At 68.2% G+C, this 23,872-nt stretch carries 17 protein-coding genes; 10 read left to right on the top strand and 7 right to left on the bottom strand.

What is annotated here, in order from left to right; genetic code table 11:
- Positions 1 to 37: 37 nt before the first annotated feature.
- On the bottom strand, positions 38 to 5,857 hold the full coding sequence (locus ACOGI8_RS08595) for a fibronectin type III domain-containing protein (RefSeq protein WP_419853388.1): 5,820 nt from the start codon (positions 5,855 to 5,857) through the stop codon (positions 38 to 40).
- A 366-nt stretch (positions 5,858 to 6,223) separates the two neighbouring features.
- Between ACOGI8_RS08595 and ACOGI8_RS08590 the strand changes: the two genes are divergently transcribed.
- Together ACOGI8_RS08590 and ACOGI8_RS08585 are read left to right on the top strand one after the other, a co-directional pair.
- Positions 6,224 to 6,775 carry a TIGR03086 family metal-binding protein gene (locus tag ACOGI8_RS08590; protein WP_419853387.1) on the top strand — a complete coding sequence of 184 codons (552 nt, stop codon included), beginning with the start codon at positions 6,224 to 6,226 and terminating at the stop codon, positions 6,773 to 6,775.
- Positions 6,772 to 7,719: an MBL fold metallo-hydrolase gene (locus ACOGI8_RS08585; protein ID WP_419853386.1), complete on the top strand. Its 948-nt coding sequence runs from the start codon at positions 6,772 to 6,774 to the stop codon at positions 7,717 to 7,719. The genes ACOGI8_RS08590 and ACOGI8_RS08585 overlap by 4 nt, the downstream gene beginning before the upstream one ends.
- A gap of 104 nt (positions 7,720 to 7,823) precedes the next feature.
- Here ACOGI8_RS08585 and ACOGI8_RS08580 read toward each other — a convergent pair whose 3' ends face one another.
- On the bottom strand, positions 7,824 to 9,275 hold the full coding sequence (locus tag ACOGI8_RS08580; protein ID WP_419853385.1) for an NAD(P)/FAD-dependent oxidoreductase: 1,452 nt from the start codon (positions 9,273 to 9,275) through the stop codon (positions 7,824 to 7,826).
- 98 nt (positions 9,276 to 9,373) lie between these two features.
- On the opposite strand from ACOGI8_RS08580, the gene ACOGI8_RS08575 reads away from it, so the two are divergent.
- From ACOGI8_RS08575 to ACOGI8_RS08550, 6 genes are all read left to right on the top strand, one after another.
- Positions 9,374 to 10,042: a GNAT family N-acetyltransferase gene (locus tag ACOGI8_RS08575; RefSeq protein WP_419853384.1), complete on the top strand. Its 669-nt coding sequence runs from the start codon at positions 9,374 to 9,376 to the stop codon at positions 10,040 to 10,042.
- Complete coding sequence (speB, locus tag ACOGI8_RS08570) at positions 10,039 to 11,064, top strand: agmatinase (RefSeq protein WP_419853383.1); 1,026 nt, start codon at positions 10,039 to 10,041, stop codon at positions 11,062 to 11,064. Before ACOGI8_RS08575 ends, speB begins: the two co-directional genes overlap by 4 nt.
- Positions 11,061 to 12,191: an ABC transporter ATP-binding protein gene (locus tag ACOGI8_RS08565; RefSeq protein WP_419853382.1), complete on the top strand. Its 1,131-nt coding sequence runs from the start codon at positions 11,061 to 11,063 to the stop codon at positions 12,189 to 12,191. The genes speB and ACOGI8_RS08565 overlap by 4 nt, the downstream gene beginning before the upstream one ends.
- A complete protein-coding gene (locus ACOGI8_RS08560; protein ID WP_419853381.1) occupies positions 12,191 to 13,177 on the top strand; it encodes an ABC transporter permease in 987 nt (328 codons plus the stop codon). Before ACOGI8_RS08565 ends, ACOGI8_RS08560 begins: the two co-directional genes overlap by 1 nt.
- A 13-nt stretch (positions 13,178 to 13,190) precedes the next feature.
- Positions 13,191 to 14,027 (top strand): ABC transporter permease, encoded by an 837-nt coding sequence (locus ACOGI8_RS08555; protein ID WP_419853380.1) that lies wholly within the window; start codon positions 13,191 to 13,193, stop codon positions 14,025 to 14,027.
- 94 nt (positions 14,028 to 14,121) lie between these two features.
- Positions 14,122 to 15,321, top strand: a complete 1,200-nt coding sequence (locus ACOGI8_RS08550) for a polyamine ABC transporter substrate-binding protein (protein WP_419853379.1) — start codon at positions 14,122 to 14,124, stop codon at positions 15,319 to 15,321.
- Positions 15,322 to 15,348: 27 nt separating this feature from the next.
- On the opposite strand, the gene ACOGI8_RS08545 is transcribed toward ACOGI8_RS08550, so the two are convergent.
- The 4 genes from ACOGI8_RS08545 to ACOGI8_RS08530 form a co-directional block, all read right to left on the bottom strand.
- Positions 15,349 to 16,587, bottom strand: coding sequence for an acyl-CoA dehydrogenase family protein (locus ACOGI8_RS08545; RefSeq protein ID WP_419853378.1), 1,239 nt, complete (start codon positions 16,585 to 16,587; stop codon positions 15,349 to 15,351).
- A 135-nt stretch (positions 16,588 to 16,722) separates the two neighbouring features.
- Entirely contained in the window at positions 16,723 to 17,568 is an 846-nt protein-coding gene (locus ACOGI8_RS08540) for an enoyl-CoA hydratase/isomerase family protein (RefSeq protein WP_419853377.1), read from the bottom strand.
- A 101-nt stretch (positions 17,569 to 17,669) separates the two neighbouring features.
- Positions 17,670 to 17,894, bottom strand: a complete 225-nt coding sequence (gene infA / locus ACOGI8_RS08535) for a translation initiation factor IF-1 (RefSeq protein WP_323672860.1) — start codon at positions 17,892 to 17,894, stop codon at positions 17,670 to 17,672.
- Positions 17,895 to 18,042: 148 nt separating this feature from the next.
- Positions 18,043 to 18,576 (bottom strand): flavin reductase family protein, encoded by a 534-nt coding sequence (locus tag ACOGI8_RS08530; protein WP_419853376.1) that lies wholly within the window; start codon positions 18,574 to 18,576, stop codon positions 18,043 to 18,045.
- 150 nt (positions 18,577 to 18,726) lie between these two features.
- On the opposite strand from ACOGI8_RS08530, the gene ACOGI8_RS08525 reads away from it, so the two are divergent.
- Entirely contained in the window at positions 18,727 to 20,400 is a 1,674-nt protein-coding gene (locus ACOGI8_RS08525) for an N-acyl-D-amino-acid deacylase family protein (protein ID WP_419853375.1), read from the top strand.
- 85 nt (positions 20,401 to 20,485) lie between these two features.
- Positions 20,486 to 21,490: a low-specificity L-threonine aldolase gene (gene ltaE, locus ACOGI8_RS08520; RefSeq protein WP_419853374.1), complete on the top strand. Its 1,005-nt coding sequence runs from the start codon at positions 20,486 to 20,488 to the stop codon at positions 21,488 to 21,490.
- Positions 21,491 to 21,655: 165 nt separating this feature from the next.
- Here the strand turns inward: ltaE and ACOGI8_RS08515 are convergent, their stop codons facing one another.
- Positions 21,656 to 23,776, bottom strand: a complete 2,121-nt coding sequence (locus tag ACOGI8_RS08515; RefSeq protein ID WP_419853373.1) for a flavin-containing monooxygenase — start codon at positions 23,774 to 23,776, stop codon at positions 21,656 to 21,658.
- Positions 23,777 to 23,872 lie beyond the last annotated feature (96 nt).

Here is a 23,872-nt window from a genome sequence, read left to right as displayed (position 1 = left end):
CCGCAGCCGCCTGTCTGGGACCGCCCAGACCGCCCGGTCAGCCGTTCGGGGGGTTGGGGGTGGTGTTCTCGCCTTTGATGCGTATCCATTGGCTGGAGTGGGGGCTGTCCTCGCCGGTTCTGGTGCCGGTGAATGAGCGGACGAACACGCCGGTGGCGATGCCGTTGGTGAGGCCGGTGATGGTGTAGGTGGCGGTGCCGCCCCACACGACGATGCCGTCGTTGTGGTGGCCTCTGGGTCCGGCGGGGTTGGCCCACACTCCGGGGGTCTGGCTCCAGCGCAGGGCGTGGTGGATGTCGTCGTCGGCTTCGCCGGCGCGCGGCGACACGATCCAGGTGACCGTCAGGGTGCCGTCGCCGGGCACGACCTGCACGTTGAACGGCTCGAGCCTGCCGTCGCCGGGATGCTCGGGCTGCTGCGGCTCCGGCTCGGACTGCTGCGGCTCGGGCTGCTCTGGGTCCGTCTGCTCTGGGTCTGTCTGTTCGGGGTCCGTCTGCTCGGGGTCCGTCTGCTCTGGGTCTGTCTGTTCGGGGTCTGTCTGCTCTGGGTCCGTTTGTTCGGGGTCGGGTTGTGGCTGCTGTTGGGGCAGGGTGGTGGTGGTGTGGGTGCGGGGGCCTTTGCCGGCGTCGTTCTGCGCGCGTGCCCATATGTTGCAGGTCGTGCCGGGTTTGAGGTTGCGGAACACAGTGGTCGTCTTGGGTGCGTCGACGGTGCGGTGTTTGCCGTTTCTGCCGCACTTGATGTGCACGATGTAGCGGTCCGCAGCGCCGCCGGTGTCGGGAGCCTGCCAGGACACGGTCACGTTGCGCGGCTTGGCGGCCAGCGTCAGCGCGGTGACCGGCCCGGGCAGCTCCACAGTCGTGTCGGTTACCGCGACCGTCACCGAGTCGATGGTGATGGCGTCATATTGGGCGTCGCTGCTCGCGGCCCGGTGGCTGACAGTGACATTCTCGTCGTCGGTGTCGCCGTCGGCCGTGCCGGTGACGGTGAAGGTCCGCGGGATGTCCCAGTCCGCGGGGGTGAACGTCGCCGACACGGGCGACACGCCCGCCGCGTCGGGGTCGCTGCTTGCGGGGGTGACGGTCACGTCGTGGCTGGGTTTCGTGTCCAGCACGACGGTGTAGGCCCCAGCCGCGCCCTCGGTGATGCTCAGCGATGCCGGTGTGACGGTCACCGCGGGCACCGGGACGGGGTCGGTGGTGGTGGTCAGCGTGTAGGTCTTGGTGGTGTACCCGTCCGCGGCGGTCACTGTCACGGTGAGGGCGACGGGCTCATGGAAGGTGTAGCCGGTGCCCAGCGACCACCAGCCGATGCCGGTGTCGTGGCCGGGAGCGGCGAACGTCGCCTCGGGGTGCTCCGTGCGGATCTTGGCCAGCACCGAGATGTAGGAGGCCTGGGAGGCGGTGTGGTGGACCCTGTAGTCGGTCGTGTCAGGGTCGAACGCGGGAGACAGCACCCAGCCGTCGCGCAGAGACAGCGACCCGAGGCGGGCGTTGTCGGACTTGCCCGGGATGGGCTTTCTGGGCTTGTCGCGCTCGCGCTTTTCCGCCGCGGTCTTCTCCGCGGCGAGGCTGGTCGGCGCAGCCTCGGCCGCGCCCGGCGGCGCGCCGGTGTCGTGGTTCAAGATCGTGATGACCATCCCGCGGCCCTCGAACCCCTCAGCTGTCGGCTTGACGATGATCGTCTCGCCGCTGTCCTCGTGCGCGTCGTCGACGATGCGCAAGAACACCCGGTGGTAGCCGGTCTCGCCCTCCTCGAAGAACACATACGGCGCCGTGGTCACCTTGGCCTGCCGGTCCGCCGGCACAAACGGGTCATAGGAGTTCAGCCACTCATAATCCACCCCCGCCGTCGCCGTGCTCGCCGGGTCCACCTCGAGGCTGACCCGCAGCCCGCCGGTCGGGGCGGGCTCCGATATCCACACCGGCAGCGAGTAGAACGCGCCCGCGGGCTCGTCGGGATCCTTGCCGCGCACGTCCACGATGGACCCCGCAGGCGGGGTCTCGCGCACGTGCATCGGATACGCGCCGAGGCGGTCGGGCCGGTTCGTCGTCGACTCCATCCACAAAAGCGGCGTGTACACCAACGCCACATCCGCCGTGTCGCCCGCGGACCAGCCCAGACCGGCGCCGGCCCACGCGAACAACTGGGGGGCGCGGCCCGACACGGCCTCATAGTTGTAGGACTCCCCGGTGAGCAGCGGGAACACCTTCCCGTCGGCGACCAGCGACAGGAACATCCACTCGCCCAGCACCGACTCCAACGCGAAGCTCAACGTCCCCGCACCAGAGTCCTGATGGGCCAGAGTGCTCGAGCCCAAGTGGACGTAATGGCCCGAGCCCAGATTCACATAGGCCACACCCACGGGCGAGCCCCGAAAGGCGACCCTGCCCGCCGACATCGCCGACGAGCACACCGGCCCGGAGCGGACGTCGGCTGAGGGCGCGCCGCACCCCAACGCCGACGCCGACCGGCCGTGGCCCAGCCCGAACGACACCTCCCCCACCGTCAGCGCAGACTCCCACACCACCCGCTGGCCCGCGGGAAGCACCCGCACCGCCGCCGGCGACGACCAGAAACTCGGCCCCTCCGCATCGGACGCCCGCACCCGCACCACATAGCGGCCATAGGTGTCCAGCCCGGCGATCCGCTCGGCGGTGCCGGTGCCCGAATGGCCGGTGTCCACCCAGCCGGTGGCCGCATCGCCCGCCGTGGTCGCCGCCTCGTCGGGCGCATCGTGGCGCCTGTACTCCACGTCATAACCGACCACCGCGAAATCCGGGTCGCTCGGCGCGGTCCACGACACATCAATAGCCGTCTCAGAAGTCTCCAAGGTCAGCCCCGTCGGGACGGTGCCCAGCTTGATCTGCAGCTGCACCACCTGCCCCTCCGCCCACGCGGGGCCGCCGCTCCACTGCTTGGTATGGGTGTCGTCGTTGACGTCGGGACTGGCGAACGGGAACTGCGCATCGCCCACCTGCAGCACATAGGCCCTCAGCCCGGCGGGAAGCGCCGGCCCGGCCTGGCCAACCCCGAAAGTGAGGGTGCCCGCGTTGACCCCCACCGTCGTGATGCCGTAGGTCGCGCCGTCGAGCACGAAGTCGTTGTCCTCGATCACCGGCGAGCCGACGTTCTGGCACGACAACGGCGACGTCGGGCCGCCCGGCCAATCGCAGCCGAAGTTCCCCGCGCCCCTGTCGGCCACCACGAGCTTCGCCGCCCACAGAGTGCCCTCAGGCAGCGGAATCGCGCGCACCGCATCAGACCAGCCGCCCGCGCCCTGCGTGTTCGCCGCCAGCACCCGCACCTCATACTGCGTCAAATTGGCGAGACCGGCGATCACATGGGACAGCCCCGACCCCGCCGGGGCCACGCGCCCCGCCGACACCCACCCGTCAGCAGGATCGCCGGTCGGGTTGTCCAGCCGATCCGGCGCCGCGCGCTCCTTGTACGACACCTGATAGAAGACGATCGCCGAACCCCCCACATCGCCCGGCGCCGACCACGACGCCGTCAACATCCCGTCCCCGGCCACAACCGCCAAACCCGACGGAACGCCCGGCGTCACCAACGACTTCAGAATCCGCAGCTCCACCGACTGGCCCGCCGCCCACTCGCTCCACACCAAACCACTCGACAGCCACTGCGCACTGGCCGCGGATGCGAGGCCCTCCGCGAACGAGAACTGCACATCGCCCACCACCAGCGTGTAATCGGACCTGAAACCATCAGCTGCGAGGGACATAGTCAGAGCGTTGTGCGTGTCACACGGCGACATGCCGTCGTCCCCGCACGACAGGTCATTCTCCAAATGCACCAGGTCCACCCCGACAGGCGAGCCCCCCTCCACATCGACCGTGGAGTCGGTCAGCGCCGCCGCGCACTGCGCCGCGGGCAAAGCAGCACAGCCCCGCGTCTCGCCCGCCGTGATCCTCTTGGAAGTCAACGTCGCCGACCACACCTCACGCTGACGCGCCGGCGCCCCAGACACCACCGAACTCCACCGCCCGGCACCGACCGAGCTCACCGCCCGCACCCGCACGTCATAATCCCGGTAGTTGACCAGCGCGGCCCGCCGCAACTCGATCTTCAGCACATCGCCCGCCGACCACGACAAACCATGACCAGACCAGCCAACTGTGTTTCGAGCGTTGTAAAACGTGGCATCACCGAAACTGAACGCCTCGCCATCTATAACCAACACCCAACCATCGGCTTCGGCAGGCATAGCATCAGTCACATCAAACTCAAGGTTGCCGCCGCTAGAGAGGATGCGAAGAGCATTCACACTGTAGGTAGTCCCGCCAAAAGCGAAGCTGTTGGACGAGAGTCCGGTGCTGCACACCCCGCCAGAAGCGCCACCACATCCAACCCCGTTAACGCTGCCAGCAGTTCCAACAGCAGCCGTCAACGTAGAAGACCACACCGCCTCGCCGATCGCGGCGCGGATCCCCGTGCCCGAGTGCGGGACGTCCACCCAGCCGTCGTCGGGGCCTCTGGCGGCTGGGGTGCCGTCGCTGGTGACGAGCGACAGCCGGACCTGCTGGCCGTCGGTCCACGTGACGCCGGAGCTCGTCCAGCTGGTGGAGCTGAAGTCCCGGAAGGGCGACAGCGAGAAACGGGAGCCGCCGACGACCAGCGAATAGTCCGCGAGGGCACCGATATCGGTGCTGAAGCCCATCACCAACTCGCCGGTCGACGAACTGAGATCGAGCTCAATGACTGTGTACTCGACGCCGCCCAGGCTGAAGCCGGCATCGTCGAGGGCGACAGAACAGGCATCGAGGACGCTGAAGTCAGTGCAGCCGAAAAATTGCGCGCTGCGGTCCACGGTCAGCGTCGCGTCCCACAACACGTCAGACCCGCGGTCGGGCGCGGAGGACTCCTTGTACTGCACCTCATAGCCGGTGACCTCCGAGTCGCCCGGGTCGTCGGGCGGCTGCCAGTAGGCGTTGAGCCGCCGGTCGCCCGCCGACACGCCCACATCCTTGGGCTTGTCGGGCGCCTCGGAGGGCTCCAGGCGCATCTGCACCGCGGTGCCCGCGGTCCAACTCAAGCTGGAGCTCCACTGGACGCTAGTGCCGGATTCGCCGGCCAGGGGGAACTTGTCGCCGCCCACGTGCAGCGTGTAGCCCGTGAGCGCGTCGGGGATACTGGCGCTGAACTCGACCTCCAGAAGCTTGGTGGAGTTCAGCACCCCGATGTAGGTGATCGACAGCGTCGTGCTGCCCAGCGTGAAGTTGTTGTCGTCGAGCGTCGCCGCGGCGCTGCACTTGTTGGCCGCAGTCGCATCGTCGGTGTCACAGCCCAAAGCCAAGTTGTTCACGATGCTCTTGGGCGTCAGCGTGGCCTCCCACAGGATCGAGTCGTCCAGGATGAATAAATCCTGGCTCGACGCCGCGCTGTCCACGGTGTAGGGCTCACCCGCGACCGCGGTCATCGAGAACCTGACAGTCTCATTGCGGCCCTCGAAGCCGCCGTCGTCATTGACGAAGTCCGCCACCGCATGCACCGTGAAGGAGGCCTCGGCCGCCCCCGCCGGCAACACCAGATGGCCCGAGGCGTCCAGCCCCGACACCGTGTAGTCCTCAGGAGAGATGGCGTGGTCGCTGCTGTGAGTGATCAGCACACGGCTGTCAGAGGCCAGCGCCGGGCTGATATCAACAGTGATCGTTACGTCGGTGCCCTCAGAGGTGATGACGGTGGACTCGGCAAACCTCAGCGTCGAAGTCGACTGAGCCGCCGCCGGGCGCTCAGCAGGCGCCAGCAGCGCAGCGAACACCCCCAGCACCAACAACGCCGCCAGCGCCCGCGACAGACTCCGACGCGAGCCGTGCGCACGCCGAAGCCGCTTCACACGCCGACGGCGCATTACCGGGGGGGGGGGGGGGACTAGCAACGAACCAGACCCATCCCAAAAAAGAGACGGCTTCATATCAACAAAACCTCATCAGTCCACAGGCCACAGAGCAACCCGCACGCTCAGCACGGCCCAAGCATCCTAGGGGCACACCCGCACCCCACGACACCACACCACCAAGCCACGGACAACGGCTCATGCACGCAAGCACCCCATGAACGCGCGACCCCCGCAGCGATGCTCACCTAGCATCGGGCGCCTGCGGGCTTGGCGCTCGCAGCAGCGCGCGACGTCGCTGACGCTGCGCATCCATCAGCCGCAGGCCGCCGCCATGCTGCAGCCACGACAGGGAGGTTCTTGCCGATGAGCGAGATCGTTGACCAATTCAAGCGCTCCGTTGCGCTCTTCGACTCGGTGGTGGCCGGCGTGCCCGACGATGCCTGGGACAACGACACGCCGTGCGCCGACTGGGATGCGAGTGAGCTGCTGCGCCACCAGTGCGGCGTGCTCGACGCGCTCGCCGGCATCGCCCGCACCGGCGAAGTGGGCATGCCCCAGATGGCCGACGATGCCGGCGATCCGGCCGCCCAGTGGCAGGCCACCCGCGACGGCGTGCTCGCCGCAATCGACGGCGCCGACCTGTCCGCCGAGGACAAATACTGGTTCGGGCCGATGAGCTTCGAGAACTTCGTGGGCATGGTGCAGTGGGATCCGCTGACCCACGCATGGGACCTGGCCCAGGCCAGCGGCAACCCCATCGACCTGCCCGACGACCTGTGCGAGGCCAGCCTCGCCCGGGTGCAAGCACTGGGCGACATTCCCCGCAAGTGGAGGCTGATCACCGACGCAGTCGATGTGCCCGACGATGCGCCGATGTCGCACCGTTATCTCGGCTACGTCGGACGCCAGCCGTGAACGCCGCCGCCGAGAGCGAGGCTTCCCAGGCCGCCGACAGCACGGGCGGCGACGACGCCGGCAGCGAGCGTGCCGAGCCGCAGCGCTGGCGGATCGGCGAGGTGTCCATCACGTCCATCTCGGAGTCGACCACGCCGACGTCGCCCCGCTTCCTCTACGACGGGGTCAGCAAGGGCGGCGTGCTGGCCCGTGCTGAGGCCGCGCCGTGGCTGCGCCCGCATTTCGTCAGCGACGACGGCTACCTGTTGCAGCGCATCCACACCTGCGTGATCTCGGCGGGCGAGCACCGCATCGCCGTGGACACCTGCGTCGGCAACGACAAGGAACGCACCAACCCGCTGTGGCACCGCCAGCAAGGGCCGTTCCTCGACGACATGACTGCAGCGGGCTTCCCGCCCGAGTCCATCACCCATGTGGTGTGCACCCACCTTCACGTGGACCATGTGGGCTGGAACACCTGCCTGAACGCCCACGGCGAATGGGTGCCCACATTCCCCAATGCTGAGTACCTGTTCTGCGCGCCCGAGTACGACTACTGGGCCAACCACGAAGACCTGTTCGGCGACGCCGTGTTCGAGGACTCGGTAGCCCCCATCGCAGCCGCGGATCGCGCCAACATGGTCGAAGCTGTCGACAGCATCTGCTCCGAGGTGTCGTTCCAGTCGACACCGGGCCACACACCGGGGCACCTCTCGGTGGTGATCCACAGCGGCGGCAAGCGGGCAATCATCACCGGCGACATGGCGCACGCCCCGATGCAGCTCGCCGACCCCGATCTCAGCTCGATGTTCGACACCGACCCCGACGAGGCCCGCCGTACCCGCCACATTGCGTTCGGCGACTGGGCCGACGGCGAAACGCTGGTGATCGGCACCCATTTCGGGGGACCCACCGCAGGCATCATGGTCCCCCACCAGGGCGCCTACCGCCTCGACTGCGACTGACGTCCAGAGGTCAGGCTCCGAGCCCAAGCGGCCTGCGGGCGAAGCGAGGAACCACGGGTAGCTCTGGGCGAAGCCGCATCGCGGGCGGCCCGTGAGCGACAGTGCTAGTGGCCGCCACGCAGCAGCCGCGCAACGCCTGACATCAGGCGCTCGGGCCGGTCCGAGCGCAGCTCGCGCTGATCGGCCGCGCCGAGCAAAGCGCGGCTGGCGCGCACGCCCAGCCACCGCAGCGGCTCCGGCTCCCACCGGCGGGAGCTCACCCCCACCCAGGGCAGGCTGGTGCGCTCGGTGTCGCGCTCGGCGATCAGCTCGGCCATGGTGCGGCCGGCGAGGTTGGACGCCGCGACGCCCTCGCCCACGTAGCCGCCCAGCACGCCTTCGCCGGTACGCGGGTCGAAGCGCACCCCGGGCAGCCAGTTGCGGGGGATGCCCAGCACCCCGCCCCAGCGGTGGGTGATGCGGGCGTCGGCCACCTGCGGCAGCATCTCGGCGAGCACCCGCCAGATCCGCCGGTGCATCGGAAGGTGCGCCTCCGCAGCAGGCACGATCCGGGAGCCGAAGCTGTACGGCGCACCGGTGGCGCCGAAGGCGATCCGGTTGTCGGCAGTGCGCTGGCCGTAGGTGACCATGCGGCGGTCGTCGGCAAAGCTGGGACGGTTCGCCAGGCCGATGTCGTCGAAGACCGCTTCGGGCAGCGGCTCGGTGGCGATCATCCGCGAATACACCGGCAGAATGTCGCGCCGCAAGCCCTGCAGGTCTCTCGTGTAGGCCTCGGTGGCGCGCACGATCACCGGTGCCCGAACTTCGCAGCGGCCGCGGCTCATCGGCGAGCCACGAGCCCCCTCCGCGGCAATCTGCACTGCACCGCCGTCGGCGCCGGTCGCACGTGTCTGCTCGTAGATCTCCACACCCGCCTCTTCGACGGCGCAGGCCAGCCCGAGTGCCAGCCTGGCGGGATCCACCACGGCAGAGGGCCCGAGCAGGATGCCGCTGCGCACACCGGTGGCATTGAGCTGCTCGCGGGCCTCCTCGGCATCGAGCAGGCGGATCTCGTCCTCGGTGAGCCCGAAGCTGCGAGCCTCGGCCATTTCGGCGATCTGGCGCTCAGCTTGGGGACTCGTGCGGGCCACCCTGATCGTGCCGCCTTTGGCGTAATCGCAGTCGATGCCCTCGGCGGCTGCTACGCGCCCGATCTCGTCCACGGCATCGAACACGGCTCGCACCAGGCGCCTCGACTCAGTGGGGCTGGAACGCCGGGCGTAATCGGCAACCGAGCCGGCCAGCTCCCCCACCGCCCAGCCGCCATTTCGCCCCGAAGCTCCGAATCCGCAGTGGTGCCGCTCCAGCACGGCCACATGCAGCGCAGGTTCCAGCCGCTTCAGGTAGTAGGCGGTCCACAGCCCGCTGAATCCGCCGCCCACGATGGCGACATCGACATCCAAGTCCCCGTCGATGCCAGCACGGGCCACGACGGGCGGGTCGAGCCGGTCGATCCACAGCGGCGCAGTGGAGGCTGTCTCCAGCGACCACGGATCGGAGTCGGCGGCAGCAGCCATGCCGCGGACGCTAGTAGCGCGCCCGGTCGCCGATGAGCGCAGCGGTAATGTCTCGCGCGGCAGCAAGGCGCCGCAGGTGCCTGTCCGGGGGGTCTGCGATGCGTGACATCAACGCCGTGGCTGTCGGCGAACGCTCAGGCTTGACCTACGCCTGCATCGTCCCGGAATGGGCCGTCGAGCTCGAGGCGTTGGAGCTGGCCTCGCACCCGACGGCAGACCGTGCAGATCTCTACGACGCCCAGGGGTTCACCCAACTGGCGCACGACTTCCCCGAGGGCTGCTTCGCCGGATTCGACGGCGACGAGCTGGTGGCCATGGGGGTCGGCATCCGCTGCGAATTCGACTGGGAGAACCCGATTCACACGATCGCCGATCTCGTCCCTGAAGACCACAGTGGCAGCGGGCACGATCCCGACGGCCGCTGGTACTACGGCACCAGCATCGCCACCCGGCTCTCCCACCGTCGCAAGGGCATCGGCGCCGAGCTCTACGTGCTGCGCAAGCAGGTCTGCACCGATCTCGGCCTGGACGGCATCGTGGCAGGCGGCGTCATCCCCGGCTACGCCGAGCACAAGGAGAACATGAGCGCCGACGAGTACATCGCCGAGGTGCGGGAAGGCCGGCTGTACGACCGCACGCTGAGCTTCCAGATCGAGAACGGCTTCGAAGCAGTGTGCGGCCTGCCCAACTACATCACCGATCCCGCCACTGACAGCTGGGCGGCCCTGATCGTCTGGCGCAACCCCGATCAGCAGAGCGGCGCGTGAGCGACAGCACCGACGCCGCGGCGAGCGGAGGGGGCTTGATCGCCGGCTCCGACGCTGAGACGCTCGGCGATCAGGCATTCCGCTCGGACGACCTGCACGGCCGCCTGCCCGAGATGACCTACGGCGGAGCGCTGTCGTTCCTGCGTCGCCGCTACACCCGCGACATCGCAGACGCCGACATCGTCGTGTCGGGCATCCCGTTCGACATGGCGACCTCGAATCGGCCTGGCGCCCGGCTGGGACCCCGAGCCATCCGGGCGGCATCGACAGGTCTCGCCGAGCTCGACGCCTACCCCTTCGGCTTCGACCCGTTCGCCTCCCTCGCCGTGGTCGACTACGGCGACTGCTTCATCGACTACGGCCACCCGACCGAGGCCGTGGAGCGGATCGAGGCCCATTGCACCGAGATCCTCGACCATGACGCCCAGATGGTGACCTTCGGCGGCGACCACTTCGTCACCTATCCGATCCTGCGGGCGCATGCGGCCAAGCACGGGGCGCTGTCGCTCATCCATTTCGACGCGCATCCCGACACCTGGCCCGACGACGAGGGCCGCCTCGACCACGGCTCGATGTTCCTGCGAGCGCTGCGTGAAGGCATCATCGATCCCGAGGCGTCGGTGCAGATCGGCATCCGCACCCACAACGACGACGACTTCGGCTTCGCCGTGCTGGGCGCCCCATGGGTGCATCGCAACGGACCCGCCGCCGTGCTGGAGGTGGTACGCGAGCGGGTCGGCGACCGCCGGGCCTACGTCACCTTCGACATCGACTGCCTCGACCCGGCCTTCGCACCCGGCACCGGCACCCCGGTGGCGGGCGGGCTGACCACGGCGCAGGCGCTCGAGATCGTGCGAGGGCTCACGCCGTTCGACATCGTCGGGATGGACGTGGTGGAGGTGGCGCCGGCCTACGACGTGTCCGAGATCACTGCGCTCGCCGCGGCCACCATCGCCCACGACTTCATCTGCACCCAGGCCGTGCGCGCCGGCGCCCCGTGCGAACCGCTCGGGCTCACATGAGCGGCAGCACCGAGCAGCTCCCGATGGGTGCCGGTGTGCCCGCCGTGGAAATGCACGGCATCTCCAAGCGATTCGGCGACGTGGTTGCCGTGGACGGCGTCGACCTGCAGATCGGCGACGGCGAGTTCTTCGCACTGCTCGGGCCGTCGGGCTGCGGCAAGACCACCACCCTGCGGATGATCGCCGGCCTCGACATCCCCACCGAGGGGCGCTTGGCGATCTTCGGCGAGGAAGTCGCGTCGTGGCCCCCCGACCGGCGGCCGGTGAACACCGTGTTCCAGGCATACGCCCTGTTCCCGCACATGACGGTGGAGCAGAACATCGCATTCGGCCTCCAGATGCGCGGCATCCGCGGCCCCGACGCCGCCCGCCAGGTCGCCGAGGCCACCGCCCTGGTGCAGCTCGAGGGCATGGAGCACCGCCGGCCCTCGCAGCTCTCGGGCGGTCAGCAGCAGCGCGTTGCCCTCGCACGGGCGCTGGTGAACCACCCCAAGGTGCTGCTGCTCGACGAGCCGCTCGGAGCGCTCGATCTGAAGCTGCGCCAGGAGATGCAGGTGGAGCTGAAGGCCCTGCAGCGCGAGGTGGGCATCACGTTCGTATTCGTCACTCACGACCAGGAGGAAGCCCTGGCCATGAGCGACCGCGTGGGCGTGATGTCGGAGGGCCGGCTGCTGCAGGTGGGCACGCCGGCGGAGGTGTACGAGCATCCTGCAAACCGCTTCGTGGCCGACTTCATCGGGCGCACCAACCTGCTCGAAGGCGTCACCGAGAGCCCCGCCGCAGTGCGCCTCGACGCAGGAGCGGTGGTAGCCGCCGCGAACGATCTGGCTGCCGGCTCTGCGGTGGCGCTGAGCGTGCGCCCCGAGCAGGTGCGGCTGCATCGCCGCGGCGAGGCGCCGGACGGCGCCCCATGCCTCGACGGCGTCATCACCGACGCCACCTACCTCGGGCATGCCTTCGTGTACACGGTCGCGATCGGCCCCACCACTGGCACCAGCGGGACCGGAGCTGGGGGCCAAGCGGCCACCATCACGGCACGCTCAGAGACCGGCTCGGCAGCGCTCGCTGCCGGTGAACCCGTCTCGGTCAGCTGGTCGCCTGCCGCGACGACGGTGGTCGCGGACTGATGCCGTCGCTGCGTCGCGCCAAGCCTGCCGCGGCGCAGCAGACCGATGCTGGGTCCGATGCGCCGGCGTCACTGACGCCGACTGGGCCCGATGCGCCGGCGTCGTTAACCCCTGCCGAGGTGGCCGAGCAGCGCAGGAAACGGCGAACCGGCACGCTCATCGCCACGCCCGGAGCGCTGTACCTGCTGATCTTCTTCGTTGTCCCCCTCGGCCTCATCACCGTGTACTCGTTCGCGACCCGCACGTCCACCGGCCGCACGTCGCTGAGCGGCTGGAACCTCGACTCCTACGAGCGCATCGCCGACGACGTGATCCTCGGCATCATCGCCCGCTCGGCTTGGCTCGCGTTCCTCACCACCGTGCTGTGCCTCGTGGTCGCCTACCCGTTCGCCTACTACCTGGCCACCCGGCCGCCCCGGCTGCGCGCCCGGCTGCTCGTGCTGGTGATGATCCCCTTCTGGACCAACGGGCTGGTGCGCATCTTCGCGATCCGGTTCCTGCTCGGGTCCAACGGCCCCGCCTCGGCGCTCAGCGAGGCCATGGGCTTCGGCACGTTCCGGATCCTGTTCACACCCACTGCGGTGGTGCTGGGCATGGTCTACGGCTTCCTCACCTTCATGGTGCTGCCGCTGTACGTGGCGCTCGAGCGCATGGACTGGCGCTTGGTGGAGGCCGCCCGCGACCTCTATGCGAGCGGAGCGAAGGCGTTCTGGCGCGTGACCGTGCCGCTCACCCGCTCAGGCATCGTGGCGGGCTGCGTGCTGGTGTTCGTGCCCAGCTTCGGCTCCTATGTGGTGCCCGAGATCCTGGGCGGGGCCAAGACGCTGCTCATCGGCTCCTATGTGGCGCGCCAGTTCCAAGCAGCCCGAAACTGGCCCTTGGGCGCCGCGCTCAGCGTGCTGGTGATCGTGGCGATGCTCGTCGCTGTGGCGATCAACCAGCGGAACTCGGCCAATGCCGAGCGAACGCAGGGTGTCGCGCGATGAGGAGTCACAGGTCATGAGCAACCTGGGCACCGCCGGCGCCAAGCGCTCGACCAGGCATCTGCTGAAGGCCAATGCCTGGTTCGTCTTCGCATTCCTGTACGTGCCGATCGTGGTGCTGGTGGTCTTCTCGTTCAACGACTCCGAGCGGGTCAATGTCTGGCAAGGCCTCTCGGCGCGCTGGTACGGCGAGGCGCTGGGCAACACGCAGATCGTCAGTGCGCTGCGAGTGTCGCTGATCGTCGCGATCAGTTCGACGATCGTGTCCACGGTGCTCGGCACCGCCGTGGCACTGGCGCTCGACCGCTACCGCTTCAAGGGCCGGCGGGCGCTGGACGGCACCGTCTACCTGCCCATCGTCATCCCCGACATCACCATGGCGGTGATGCTGCTGGTGTTCTTCGCCGAGGCATTCAAGCTCATCGACACGTTCGGCCCCAGATTCACCCTGGGCGTCACGACGGTCGCGCTCAGCCATATCGCGTTCAACATCTCGTTTGTCGCCGTTGTCGTACGCGCACGCCTCGATCAGTTCGATCGCACCCTGGAGGAAGCGGCGCGTGATCTGTACGCCTCACCGTGGCGTACGTTCAGGAGGGTGACGCTGCCGCTGATTGCGCCAGGCATCGCCGCGGGCGCCCTGCTGGCGCTGACGCTCTCGCTCGACGATGTGGTCATCTCCGCGTTCACGGCAGGGCCAGGGGCAACGACGTTGCCGGTCTACGTGTTCAGCTCCATTCGCCAAGGCGTGACGCCCGAGCTGAACGCCATCTCCACGCTCATGCTGACGGCGTCGATCACCCTGGTCGTGGCCTCGCTGGCGCTGCAGCGACCGAGGAGCCCCACGCCGTGAGCCGACCGCGCCGCCCCGGGCACAGCCAGCACAGTCCCAAGACAACGCAAGCGAGACAGCGATGCTCTGCCGGAGCGTCCACAAGGGAGGAACCATGAACAGCCTTGCGAAGACTGCGTCCCGAGCGCGCCGGGCGCGATGGCTAGCGCTCGCCGTCGCCGCCGTGCTGCTCGTCGCAGCGTGCGGCAGCGACGACGACAGCGACGCCGCCCCGGCCACCACGGCAGCAGCAGGCGACACCGGCACCGCGACCGACACCGCACCGCCAGACGAGGGCTGCGCGCCAGGCGAGACCGACGGCGACTTGGCCTTCTACAACTGGGCCGACTACATGGACGAAGAGCTGCTGCTCGCCTTCGAGGAAGAATCCGGCATCAGCGTCGACTATTCGGTGTACGAGTCCAACGAGCAGATGCTCACCCAAGTGGAATCGGGCGCTGCCATCTACGACCTGGTCGTGCCGTCGGACTACATGGTGGCGCTGATGATCTCGGAGGATCTGCTGCGGCCGCTCGACTTCGACGCCCTGCCCAACGTGGTGAACATCGACGACGCATGGGACAACCCGCCCTTCGATCCTGAGCACCGCTTCCACGTGGCCTACCAGTGGGGCACGACCGGCATCGGCATGACCTACGACGTGCTCGACGCTCTGGGCGGCGAGTCCAGCTGGGCGGTCATCTTCGATCCCGACACCGCAGCACTGGTGCCGGGCAGCATCTCGTTGCTCGACGATGCGCCCGAGGCGGTGTCAGCAGCGCTGAAGTACCTCGGCTACAGCATTACCGAGACCATCGAATCAGGCGATGAGGAGGCGATCCGCGAAGCCGGTGCCTTGCTCAAGGCCACCAACGAGCGGCTGCTCAAGTACGACTCGGTGACATTCGGCGATGACCTCGTGAACGGCGAGGTCGACGTGGCGCACGGCTGGAGCGGCGGGTTCGCCCAGGCGTTCTTCGAGACCGATGCGTACGAGACCCACGTGTACACGATCCCCGTGGAGGGCGGCGTGCGCTGGGTGGATACCATGGCCATCCCGCACAACGCCGACAACGTGTGCTCGGCCCACGCCATGATCAACTTCCTGCTGGATGCACAGAACGGCGCTGCGCTCACCAACTACACGTACTACGGCAGCCCGAACGAGGCCGCGACGCCGTACATCCTCGAGGAGATCCTGGAAGACCCGGGCATCTACCCGCCGCCGGATGTCTACGAGCGGCTCGAGCTGATCCCCCAGATGGGCGACTTGGGCCTGATCGTGCAGGACATGCTCACCGAGGCCAAGAGCTGATCATGTGACCCGCTGGGTGGGCGTGTCTCAGTTGCGGGGCACGTCCACCCAGGGCACATCCTTGTCAATGCGGGGCTCGCCCGGCAGGCCGAGTACCTGCTCGCCCAGGATGTTCCGCATGATCTCCGACGTGCCGCCCTCGATGGAGTTGGCGCGCACCCGCAGGAACCCGTGCTGGACGCCGCCGTCGGAACCGTCGACCGACAGATCCCCCGGGCGGCGGAACGTGTAGTCATACCCGACGAGCCCGTCGGAGCCCATCATGTCGACGGCGCAGGTCATGAGGGCCTGGTTGAGCTCGGCGAACGCCAGCTTGGCGATCGACATCTCCGGCCCGGGGTTGCCCTTGCGCCGGTTGGCACCTGCACGCATGTTGGTCAGCCGCAGCACTTCGGCACGGGTCCACAGCTTTGTCAGCCGATCACGAGTGACGTCGTCGCGCTCGGCATCGTCACGCTGGTTCCACAGCTTCACCAGCACCGAGATGGGCCCGGAGCCTCGCTTGGGAGGGCCGGCACCGCCCGCACCGATCGCGTTGCGCTCGTTCATCAGCGTGGTCAGCGACACCCGCCAGCCGTCGCCCACGTCGCCGATGCGGCTCGCATCGGGCACGCGCACATCGGTCATGTAGACCTCGTTGAACTCGGCCTCGCCGGTGATCTGGCGCAGCGGGCGCACCTCCACGCCCGGCGACTTCATGTCGAGCGCGAAGTAGGTCAGGCCCCGGTGCTTGGGCACCTCGGGATTGGTGCGGGTCACCAGCATCCCGTAGTCGCCGAGATGAGCCAAGGTGTTCCAGACCTTCTGGCCGTTCACCACCCACTCTTCGCCGTCGGCAACCGCCCGGGTTGCCAGCCCGGCGAAGTCGCTGCCCGCACCCGGCTCGCTGAACAGCTGGCACCACACTTCCTCGCCGGTGAACATCGGCCGCAGGAAGCGATGCTTGACGTCGTCGCTGCCGTGGGTGTGAATGGTCGGCCCGGCCAGATGCGCGAAGAAGGTCACCGGCTTCATGGGCCGGGCGCCGGCCGCCCGCAGCCGCTCTTCCACCCCGCGCTGCAGCTTTGGGCTCACGCCCAGGCCCCCATGGCCCTCATCGAAGTGCACCCACGCCAGGCCGGCGTCGAACTGTGCACCGCGAAACTCGGCATAGCTGAGCTGCTTGGGGTCGTGCGAGGCGAGCAGCTCGTCGATGGCTGTATCAACCCGAGCAGCAGCGGGGTCGATGGCCGCGTCGGCAGCCGGGGCGTCAAGCGTGTCGGTCATGGCGCCAGTCTGCCAGCAGTGCGCAGCCACACAGGCACTAGCTGGGCGAGCGGATGAGAACTCTGCGACGTTGCGACCTGCTGGATCGCGGGAGCAGAGGGCTCGTCCGCTCGCCCAGCGGGCGCACTCGATGAGTCAGTAGCGGTCGCCGGAGAATGACGGGTCGCTCTTGGCGAGGAACGCCGCTGCCCCGTCCGCCATGTTGCGGGGAATCAGCACCGCTTGGTGCCCCATCTCCACGTCGAGCTGGTCGGCCAGGTCACGCTGGGTGGCGCCGTCCACCGAGGCCCGGATGCGGCTCATGGCTGCGGGCGAGCTGCGCCGCAGCACGTCGGTCACCTGCCCCACGGCTGCGTCCAGTTCCTCGTCGTCCACGGTCTTCCACACCAAGCCCCAGTCTTCGGCCTGATCGGCAGTCACCCGCTCACCAAGCAGCGCCATGCCGAGCGCACGGGCACGGCCCACCCGCATCGGCAGCTGCCAGGTGGTTCCCAAGTCGGGAACGATGCCGAGCCGAGGTCCGAACGTGGCCACGAAGAACGCCGAGCGCGCCGCAATCGCCACGTCGCACGACAGCGCCAAACCGATGCCGCCGCCTGCGGTGACGCCGTTGATGCGAGCCACCGTCGGCACCGGGCACTCGACCACGGCCCGGATCGCCGGGTGGAACACGTTGTCCATGGAGTCGGTGGTGGCCTCGCCCGCTGCATCGGCGTCGAATCCCTCGGCGTCGCCAGCGGCCGCGTTCCGCAGGTCGGCACCCGAGCAGAAACCGCGGCCTTCGCCGGTGAGAATGACTGCTCGCACACCGTCGTCCGCGGCAACCATGCCGAAAGCCTCGGTGATGTCGTTCATGAACTCGTCGTTCATGGAGTTCAGCGTCTCGGGCCGGTTCAGCGTGACCGTGGCCACATCGCCCGCCGGAGCCCGCTCGACGCTGTAGTTGACCGTCCCATTCGACGGCTGCGGCTGACTGCTCATGGTGAATCCCTCTACGAACTCGGTTGCGACCGAGGCGTGCTGTCGAGCGTAGAGCGCGAGCCAACTCCGATGCCGGGCTGCGTCAGCCCTGAAAGCGACGGCTACTTGTAGCGATAGGTGATGCGACCGCGACTGAGGTCGTATGCCGAGACTTCGACTTGCACTCGATCTCCGGGAAGGATCCGGATGTGGTGCTTGCGCATCTTGCCGCTCAGGTGCCCCAGCACCTCGTGGCCGTTGTCGAGCTCAATGCGGAAATGACCGCCCTTCAGCGCTTCGACGGTCTTTCCTTCGAGCAAGATGGCGTCGTCTTTGACTTTCGGCACGTGGTTTCCCTGGTCGGCGGGCAGAACATGCGTGCCCACCGCGGTGAACACGCAGGCCCCGAGAGGGGCGACACATCATGGTAGCCGAGAGGGTCAGAATCCGCCCACGGCCCCCATTTCCCGCAGGAAACCGGACCTGGCGACGCCGTCAGTGCCGCTTCACGCCGCCGTACTTCATGCGGGTATCGGACATCGAGGCAATCTGCACCTCGTCGTCATTGATGCCCGCCGCCAGGAGCTCGCCCATGAACAGCGTGTGCGTGCCCAGGTTCACGCTGTGGCGCACTTCGCATTCCATCCATGCAGCGGCATCGACAAACACCGGAGCTCCGGTGGCAGCTTCGTACACCGCCCAGCCATTCAGCGTGCCAGTCGCCGGACCGTCCCCGCCGGCTGCGGCCTCGTAGGCCGCCGGCTTGGAGAATTTCACGAACGGCCGGGTGTTTGATGCGTCCCACAGGTTCACCGTGAACGATCCGCCGTCGGTGATCAACCGGTGAGTAACCGCCGTGTTCTCCACACCGATGCCGATGATCACCGGCTCCATAGACAGCTGGGTGATCCAGCTCGTCGTCATCGCATTGCGCTCGTCACCGGACCTCGACCCCACGAGCGCCAACGCATTGGGAATCTTCCAGGTCACCCGGTTGACCAACTCGTCGGACAGCTCCGCATCAGTCATGGCTGCACACTAGGCAGCCGAACGTCACCGACCAGTACCACGGCACTTCAGGGACCGGCGAAGAGCGCGCGGCTAGCGTAAGCGCCACGGCTTCGGGCCAGCCGGCCCGAGAGCAGCGAGCGCGTACGCGCCAAGCACGGGGACGGCGACATGGCGTATGACCTGAAGATCACGGGCGGCACGATCATCGACGGGACGGGCTCGCCCCGCTACGTCGGCGACGTGGGCATCTCCGGCGGCAAGGTGGTGGCGCTCGGTTCGGCCCCGGCGGAGGCCGCCGAGACCATCGACGCGACCGAGCGCATCGTGTGCCCCGGCTTCGTCGACATCCACACCCACTACGACGCGCAGATCATGTGGGACCGGCTGGTGAGCTGCTCGCCGTGGCACGGCGTCACCACGATCGTGATGGGCAACTGCGGCTTCTCGGTGGCGCCGACGCGGCCCGAGCACCGCGATCTCATCATGCGCACGCTCGAGAACGTGGAGGGCATGAGCGTCGATGCGCTGCGCGCTGGCCTCGGCGACTGGGGCTTCGAGACCTTCCCGCAATACCTCGATGCGCTCGAGTCGAATGGCGCTGCGGTCAACATGGCGGCGCTCATCGGCCACACCGCCGCTCGCATGTACGTCATGGGCGAGGAAGCCACCGAGCGCGAAGGCACCCCCGAAGAGATCGCCGCCCAGCGAGATCTGGTTGCCGAGGCGCTGCGGGCCGGTGCGCTGGGCTTCGCCACCTCCAAGGCGTCGACCCACGTCGGCTACGAAGGGCGACCGGTGCCGAGTCGCGCTGCGACCACCGACGAGATCGTCGAGATCGCCCAGGCGCTGGGCGATGTCGGCGGCGTGATGCAGGCCACGGTGGGACGGGGGCTCAACCACGACGAGTTCGCCCGGATTGCCGAGACCACGGGAGCACATGTGAGCTGGACGGCGCTGCTGGGCTCAGCCCGGGGCCCGGGCAGCCACCGCGCTGATCTGGAGCGTGCCCGCGAGATCGCCGACCGGGGTCTGCCGGTCTTCCCGCAGGTCGCGGTGCAGCCCATCCAGTTCGAGATGAGCTGGAAGGCGCCGTTCATCTATGAAGCGCTGCGCTGCTTCAACCCGGTGTCCCAGAGTGATCTCGAAGGCCGCAAGCGCTACTACGCCGACGCCGATTGGCGGGCCGAGTTCAAGGAGAAGGCCGGCAATGGCGGCAAGATCGGCGACCGCTGGGCGCGCACCGAGATCAGCTACCTGCCGCACAACCCCGCACTCGAGGGCCGCAACATCCAGGAGATGGCCGACGAAGCAGGCCAGGACCCGGTGGACTGGGTGCTCGACGTGGCCCTCGAAGCCGACCTAGAGATGCGCATCGTCCAAGACGTCATCAATCACGATCCCGACGACATCGATGAGCTGCTGCACGATCCCACGACGGTGATCGGGTTGTCTGACGCCGGAGCGCACGCCAGCCAGCTCTGCGACGCCAAGTACTCCACGGAGTTCCTGCAGACCTTCGTGCGCGGCCGGCAGAGCTTCGATCTCGAGACCGCCGTCCACATGCTCACCCAGCGTCCTGCCGAGGTGTTCGGCATCGCCGACAGGGGCACGCTCGCCGAAGGCAAGCCCGCCGACGTGGTGGTGTTCGACGCCGACGAGGTCGGCCACCTGGGCAAGCGGCGGGTGTACGACCTGCCCGCTGGCGCAGACCGGCTGATCTCCGATGCGAAGGGCATCGATGCAGTAGTAGTGAACGGCACGATCATCCGCCGCGACGGCGCCGATGCGGTCGATCCGCACGGCCCGCTGCCGGGCAAGCTGCTGCGCAACGGCAAGGGTTGAGCAGCCGGGCTGACCGGGCCCGTCTGACCGGCCCAGCGCAGACCCACCCGTTGCGCAGCGCAAGCCGCATGGCAGGCTTGCGACCGTGATCGACCTGCGCTCCGACACCGTTTCCAAGCCGACGCCCGAGATGCGGGCGGCCATGGCCGCAGCCGACGTCGGCGACGACGTTTGGGGCGACGATCCCACCGTCAACGAGCTCGAGCGCTACACCGCCGAGCTGCTCGGCAAGGCGGCGGCTCTGTATGTGCCGAGCGGCACCCAGTCGAACCTGTGCGGCCTGCTGGCCCATTGCGAGCGGGGCGACGAGTACATCGTCGGCCACCACGCCCACACCTACATGTACGAGGGCGGCGGCGCGGCGGTGCTGGGCAGCATCCAACCCCAGCCGGTGCCGACCGACGAAACCGGCATGCTGGATCTCGAAGCGGCCGAGGAGGCAGTGAAGCCCGACGACAGCCACTTCGCCCGCACGCGGCTGCTGTGCCTGGAGAACACGATCAATGGCAAGGTGCTCACGCCGGCCCAGCATCAGGCAGCCCGCGACATGGCCGACCGCCACGGTCTCGGGCTGCACCTCGACGGGGCGCGCCTGTGGAACGCCGCGGTGTCGCTGGGCTGCTCCCCCGCCGCGGTAGCTGAGCCATTCGACACCGTGTCGGTGTGCCTGTCGAAGGGCTTGGGCGCGCCGGTCGGCTCGGTGCTGTGCGGTACCGAGGACCTGGTGGCCAAAGCACGCCGCTGGCGCAAGCTGCTCGGGGGCGGGATGCGGCAGGCCGGCATCATCGCGGCGGGCGGACTGCATGCCCTGCAGAACCACATCGACCGGCTGGCCGACGACCACGCCAACGCGCAACGGCTCGCGGCCGGTCTCGAAGCCATCGAGGGCATCACCGTCACCGGCTGCGACACCAACATGGTGTTCGCCCAGCTGGAGCGCAACGACTCGACGCTGTCCAAGCGACTCGAAGGCCGGGGCGTGCTGGCCGACTGGCGCTTCGGCCGCTCCCGCATGGTGCTGCATCTCGACGTCAGCGAAACCGATGTCGACACCGCCTTGGAAGCCATCGCCGCCGAACTGGCCACCTGAAAATCGCTTCGCGCGGACGCGATGCCAGACCTACGGCCACGAATAGGGCCAGCCTCGCCGAGTGCGAGCTACAAAATGCCTGCTCTGACCACACTCGGTTGAGGCTGGCCTCCCGCACAACTATAGGCGGCGCCAAAATCTCGAGCCTTCGGATTTTCGGCCCGATCAGTCGGCGATGAGCTCCCGGTCGGCCGCTCGGGGCTCGCAGAGGTAGTCGTCGAGGTTGGCTTCCTTGGTCATGTCGAAGTAGTCGACATTGCGCCACGGCGAGTTGACCACGATGCGGCCGGCCTCGTTGCGGTAGTAGCTGGTCATGCCGGGATGCATCCACACCATGTTCTCGTGGGCATCGTCGACGCGGTCGCGATACTCGTCGTGGACATCTCGCCGCACCTCCACCGAACCGAGCCCTTCGGCGCACATCTTGGCGATCATGTCCATGACGTAGCGCACCTGCATCTCCACCACAAAGATCAGGCTGCCGCCGTGGCCGGGCTGCAGATTCGGCCCGTACAAGGTGAAGAAGTTGGGGAAGTCGGGTGTGACCGTTCCCAGGTAGGCGCTGGCGTCGTCGTCGCCCCACGATTCGCGCAGGCTGCGGCCCGAGCGGCCGGTTGCCTCGTAGGTGGTGATGAACCGCAGCACGTCGAAGCCGGTGGCCAGAACCAGCACGTCGGCATCGCGCTCGGTGCCGTCGGCGGTGCGGATGGTCTGGCCTGAGATCTCTGCGATCGGATTGTCGACCAACTCAACATTCGGATTGCGCAGCATCCGGTACCAGCCGTTGTCCATCAGCATGCGCTTGCCGAAGGGCGGGTAGGTGGGCAGCACCTTGTCGAGCAGCTCGTCGGCCCGGTCGCCCAGCTCGTCGATCACGTAGCGGGTGAAGTAGGCCCGGTGGGCGTCGTTCTGGGCATTGAGCGACCGTTCGGGGTGCTCCCAGTCGGGGTCCTTCTGCAGGGCGGTGTGGATGCGGTCGTTGAACGTCCAGCCCAGCCGTACCCGGTACCAGGCCCGGTACAGCGGCACTGCCTCGAACAGGGTCCGCATGGCGTCGGGAACCGGCTTGCGGAACTGCTCGAACGGCGCGGCCCAATGGTTTGAGCGCTGGTAGATCGCCAGCGATTCCACTCCGTGCTGGATCTCGGGAGCTGTTTGCATGCAGCTCGCCCCGTTGCCCACGATCGCCACGCGCTTGCCGGCGACATCGGCATCGGCGGGCCAGCGAGCGGTGTGCCACGTCTCACCGCTCCAGGTCTCGAGGCCGTCGATGTTGGGGCGGATCGGCGGGTTGAAGATGCCCGCAGCGCTGATGATGACGTTTGCCTCGATGATCTCGGCAGGGCCGTCGACTCCCTGAGCGTGGCCGTTGGCACCCGGCGCCGTTGCCGCGCCGTCGTCGCGGCGCCGCAGGCCGGTCTCGTCGGGCGTGGCGCTGAGGCCGAGCCGCCCGGTCTCCCAGCGGCCCTCGTTGTCGGCCACATGGCGCACCTCGGCCTGCCAGACCTGCCGCTCGGCGTCGTAGCTGACGCGCTCCACCGAGGTGTTGAAGCGGATGCTGCGCCGCACGTCGAAGTCGTCGGCCACCTTCTCGAGGTATCCGTGGAGCTCGTCGCGCAGGCAGAAGTACATCTTCCAGTCGTGCGGGGCGAACGAGTACGAGTACAGGTGGTTCGGTGTGTCCACGCCGGCACCCGGGTAGCGGTTCTCCCACCACACACCGCCGACCGTGCCGTTGCGCTCGACCACCTCGTAGGGCACGCCGGCCTGCTGCAAGTTGATGGCAGCGCACAGCCCCGAAGCGCCCGCGCCGATGACCAGCACTTTGAAACCTGGCGGCACGTTGATCGGGTCGTGGTCGAGGAACTTGGCGAGGCCGAGTTGGGCAGCGGTGAAGGCGCCGTACTCGTCGGGCACGTGCTCGCCCATGGCGGTGCTGAGCATCCTGGTGATGAGGGCGTCGTCGGGCTCGCCGATCGCCATCGGGCGGCCGTCCCGCCAGGCGGCAATGGCCTCGAGCGCGGCCTCCCGAACCTCCCGCTGATGCTCGGGCGCCAGACCGCCGGTGTCGTTGTCGCCGAGTCCCGGCTGGCGTTTCGGCCGGTAGGGGTCGTCGAGCCAATGCAGCTCGCCGGTCATCTGCACCAGCACCATCAGCAGGGTCGGGATGTTCGCTACCGCTACCGCAGCGGCAAGCGTCTCATCGTCCACATCGGGGCGACCCGCGGCCGTCGGGGCGCCGTAGTCGGCCGCATAAGCTCCGTTTGCTGCATTGGTTCTGGACATCTCTGACATCGCTCCCCCTGTTGGCCCGAGGGCCAGCGTAGGACGTGGCGCCGGAGCGCACCGGGTGCGCTACATCCGCTGTGTCGCAGCGATCTT

Source organism: Candidatus Poriferisodalis sp., from assembly GCF_965204195.1.
Lineage (GTDB): Bacteria > Actinomycetota > Acidimicrobiia > Acidimicrobiales > Poriferisodalaceae > Poriferisodalis.
The sequence above is the reverse complement of the archived record's forward strand: the minus strand, read 5'-3'. Positions and strand labels throughout refer to the sequence as shown.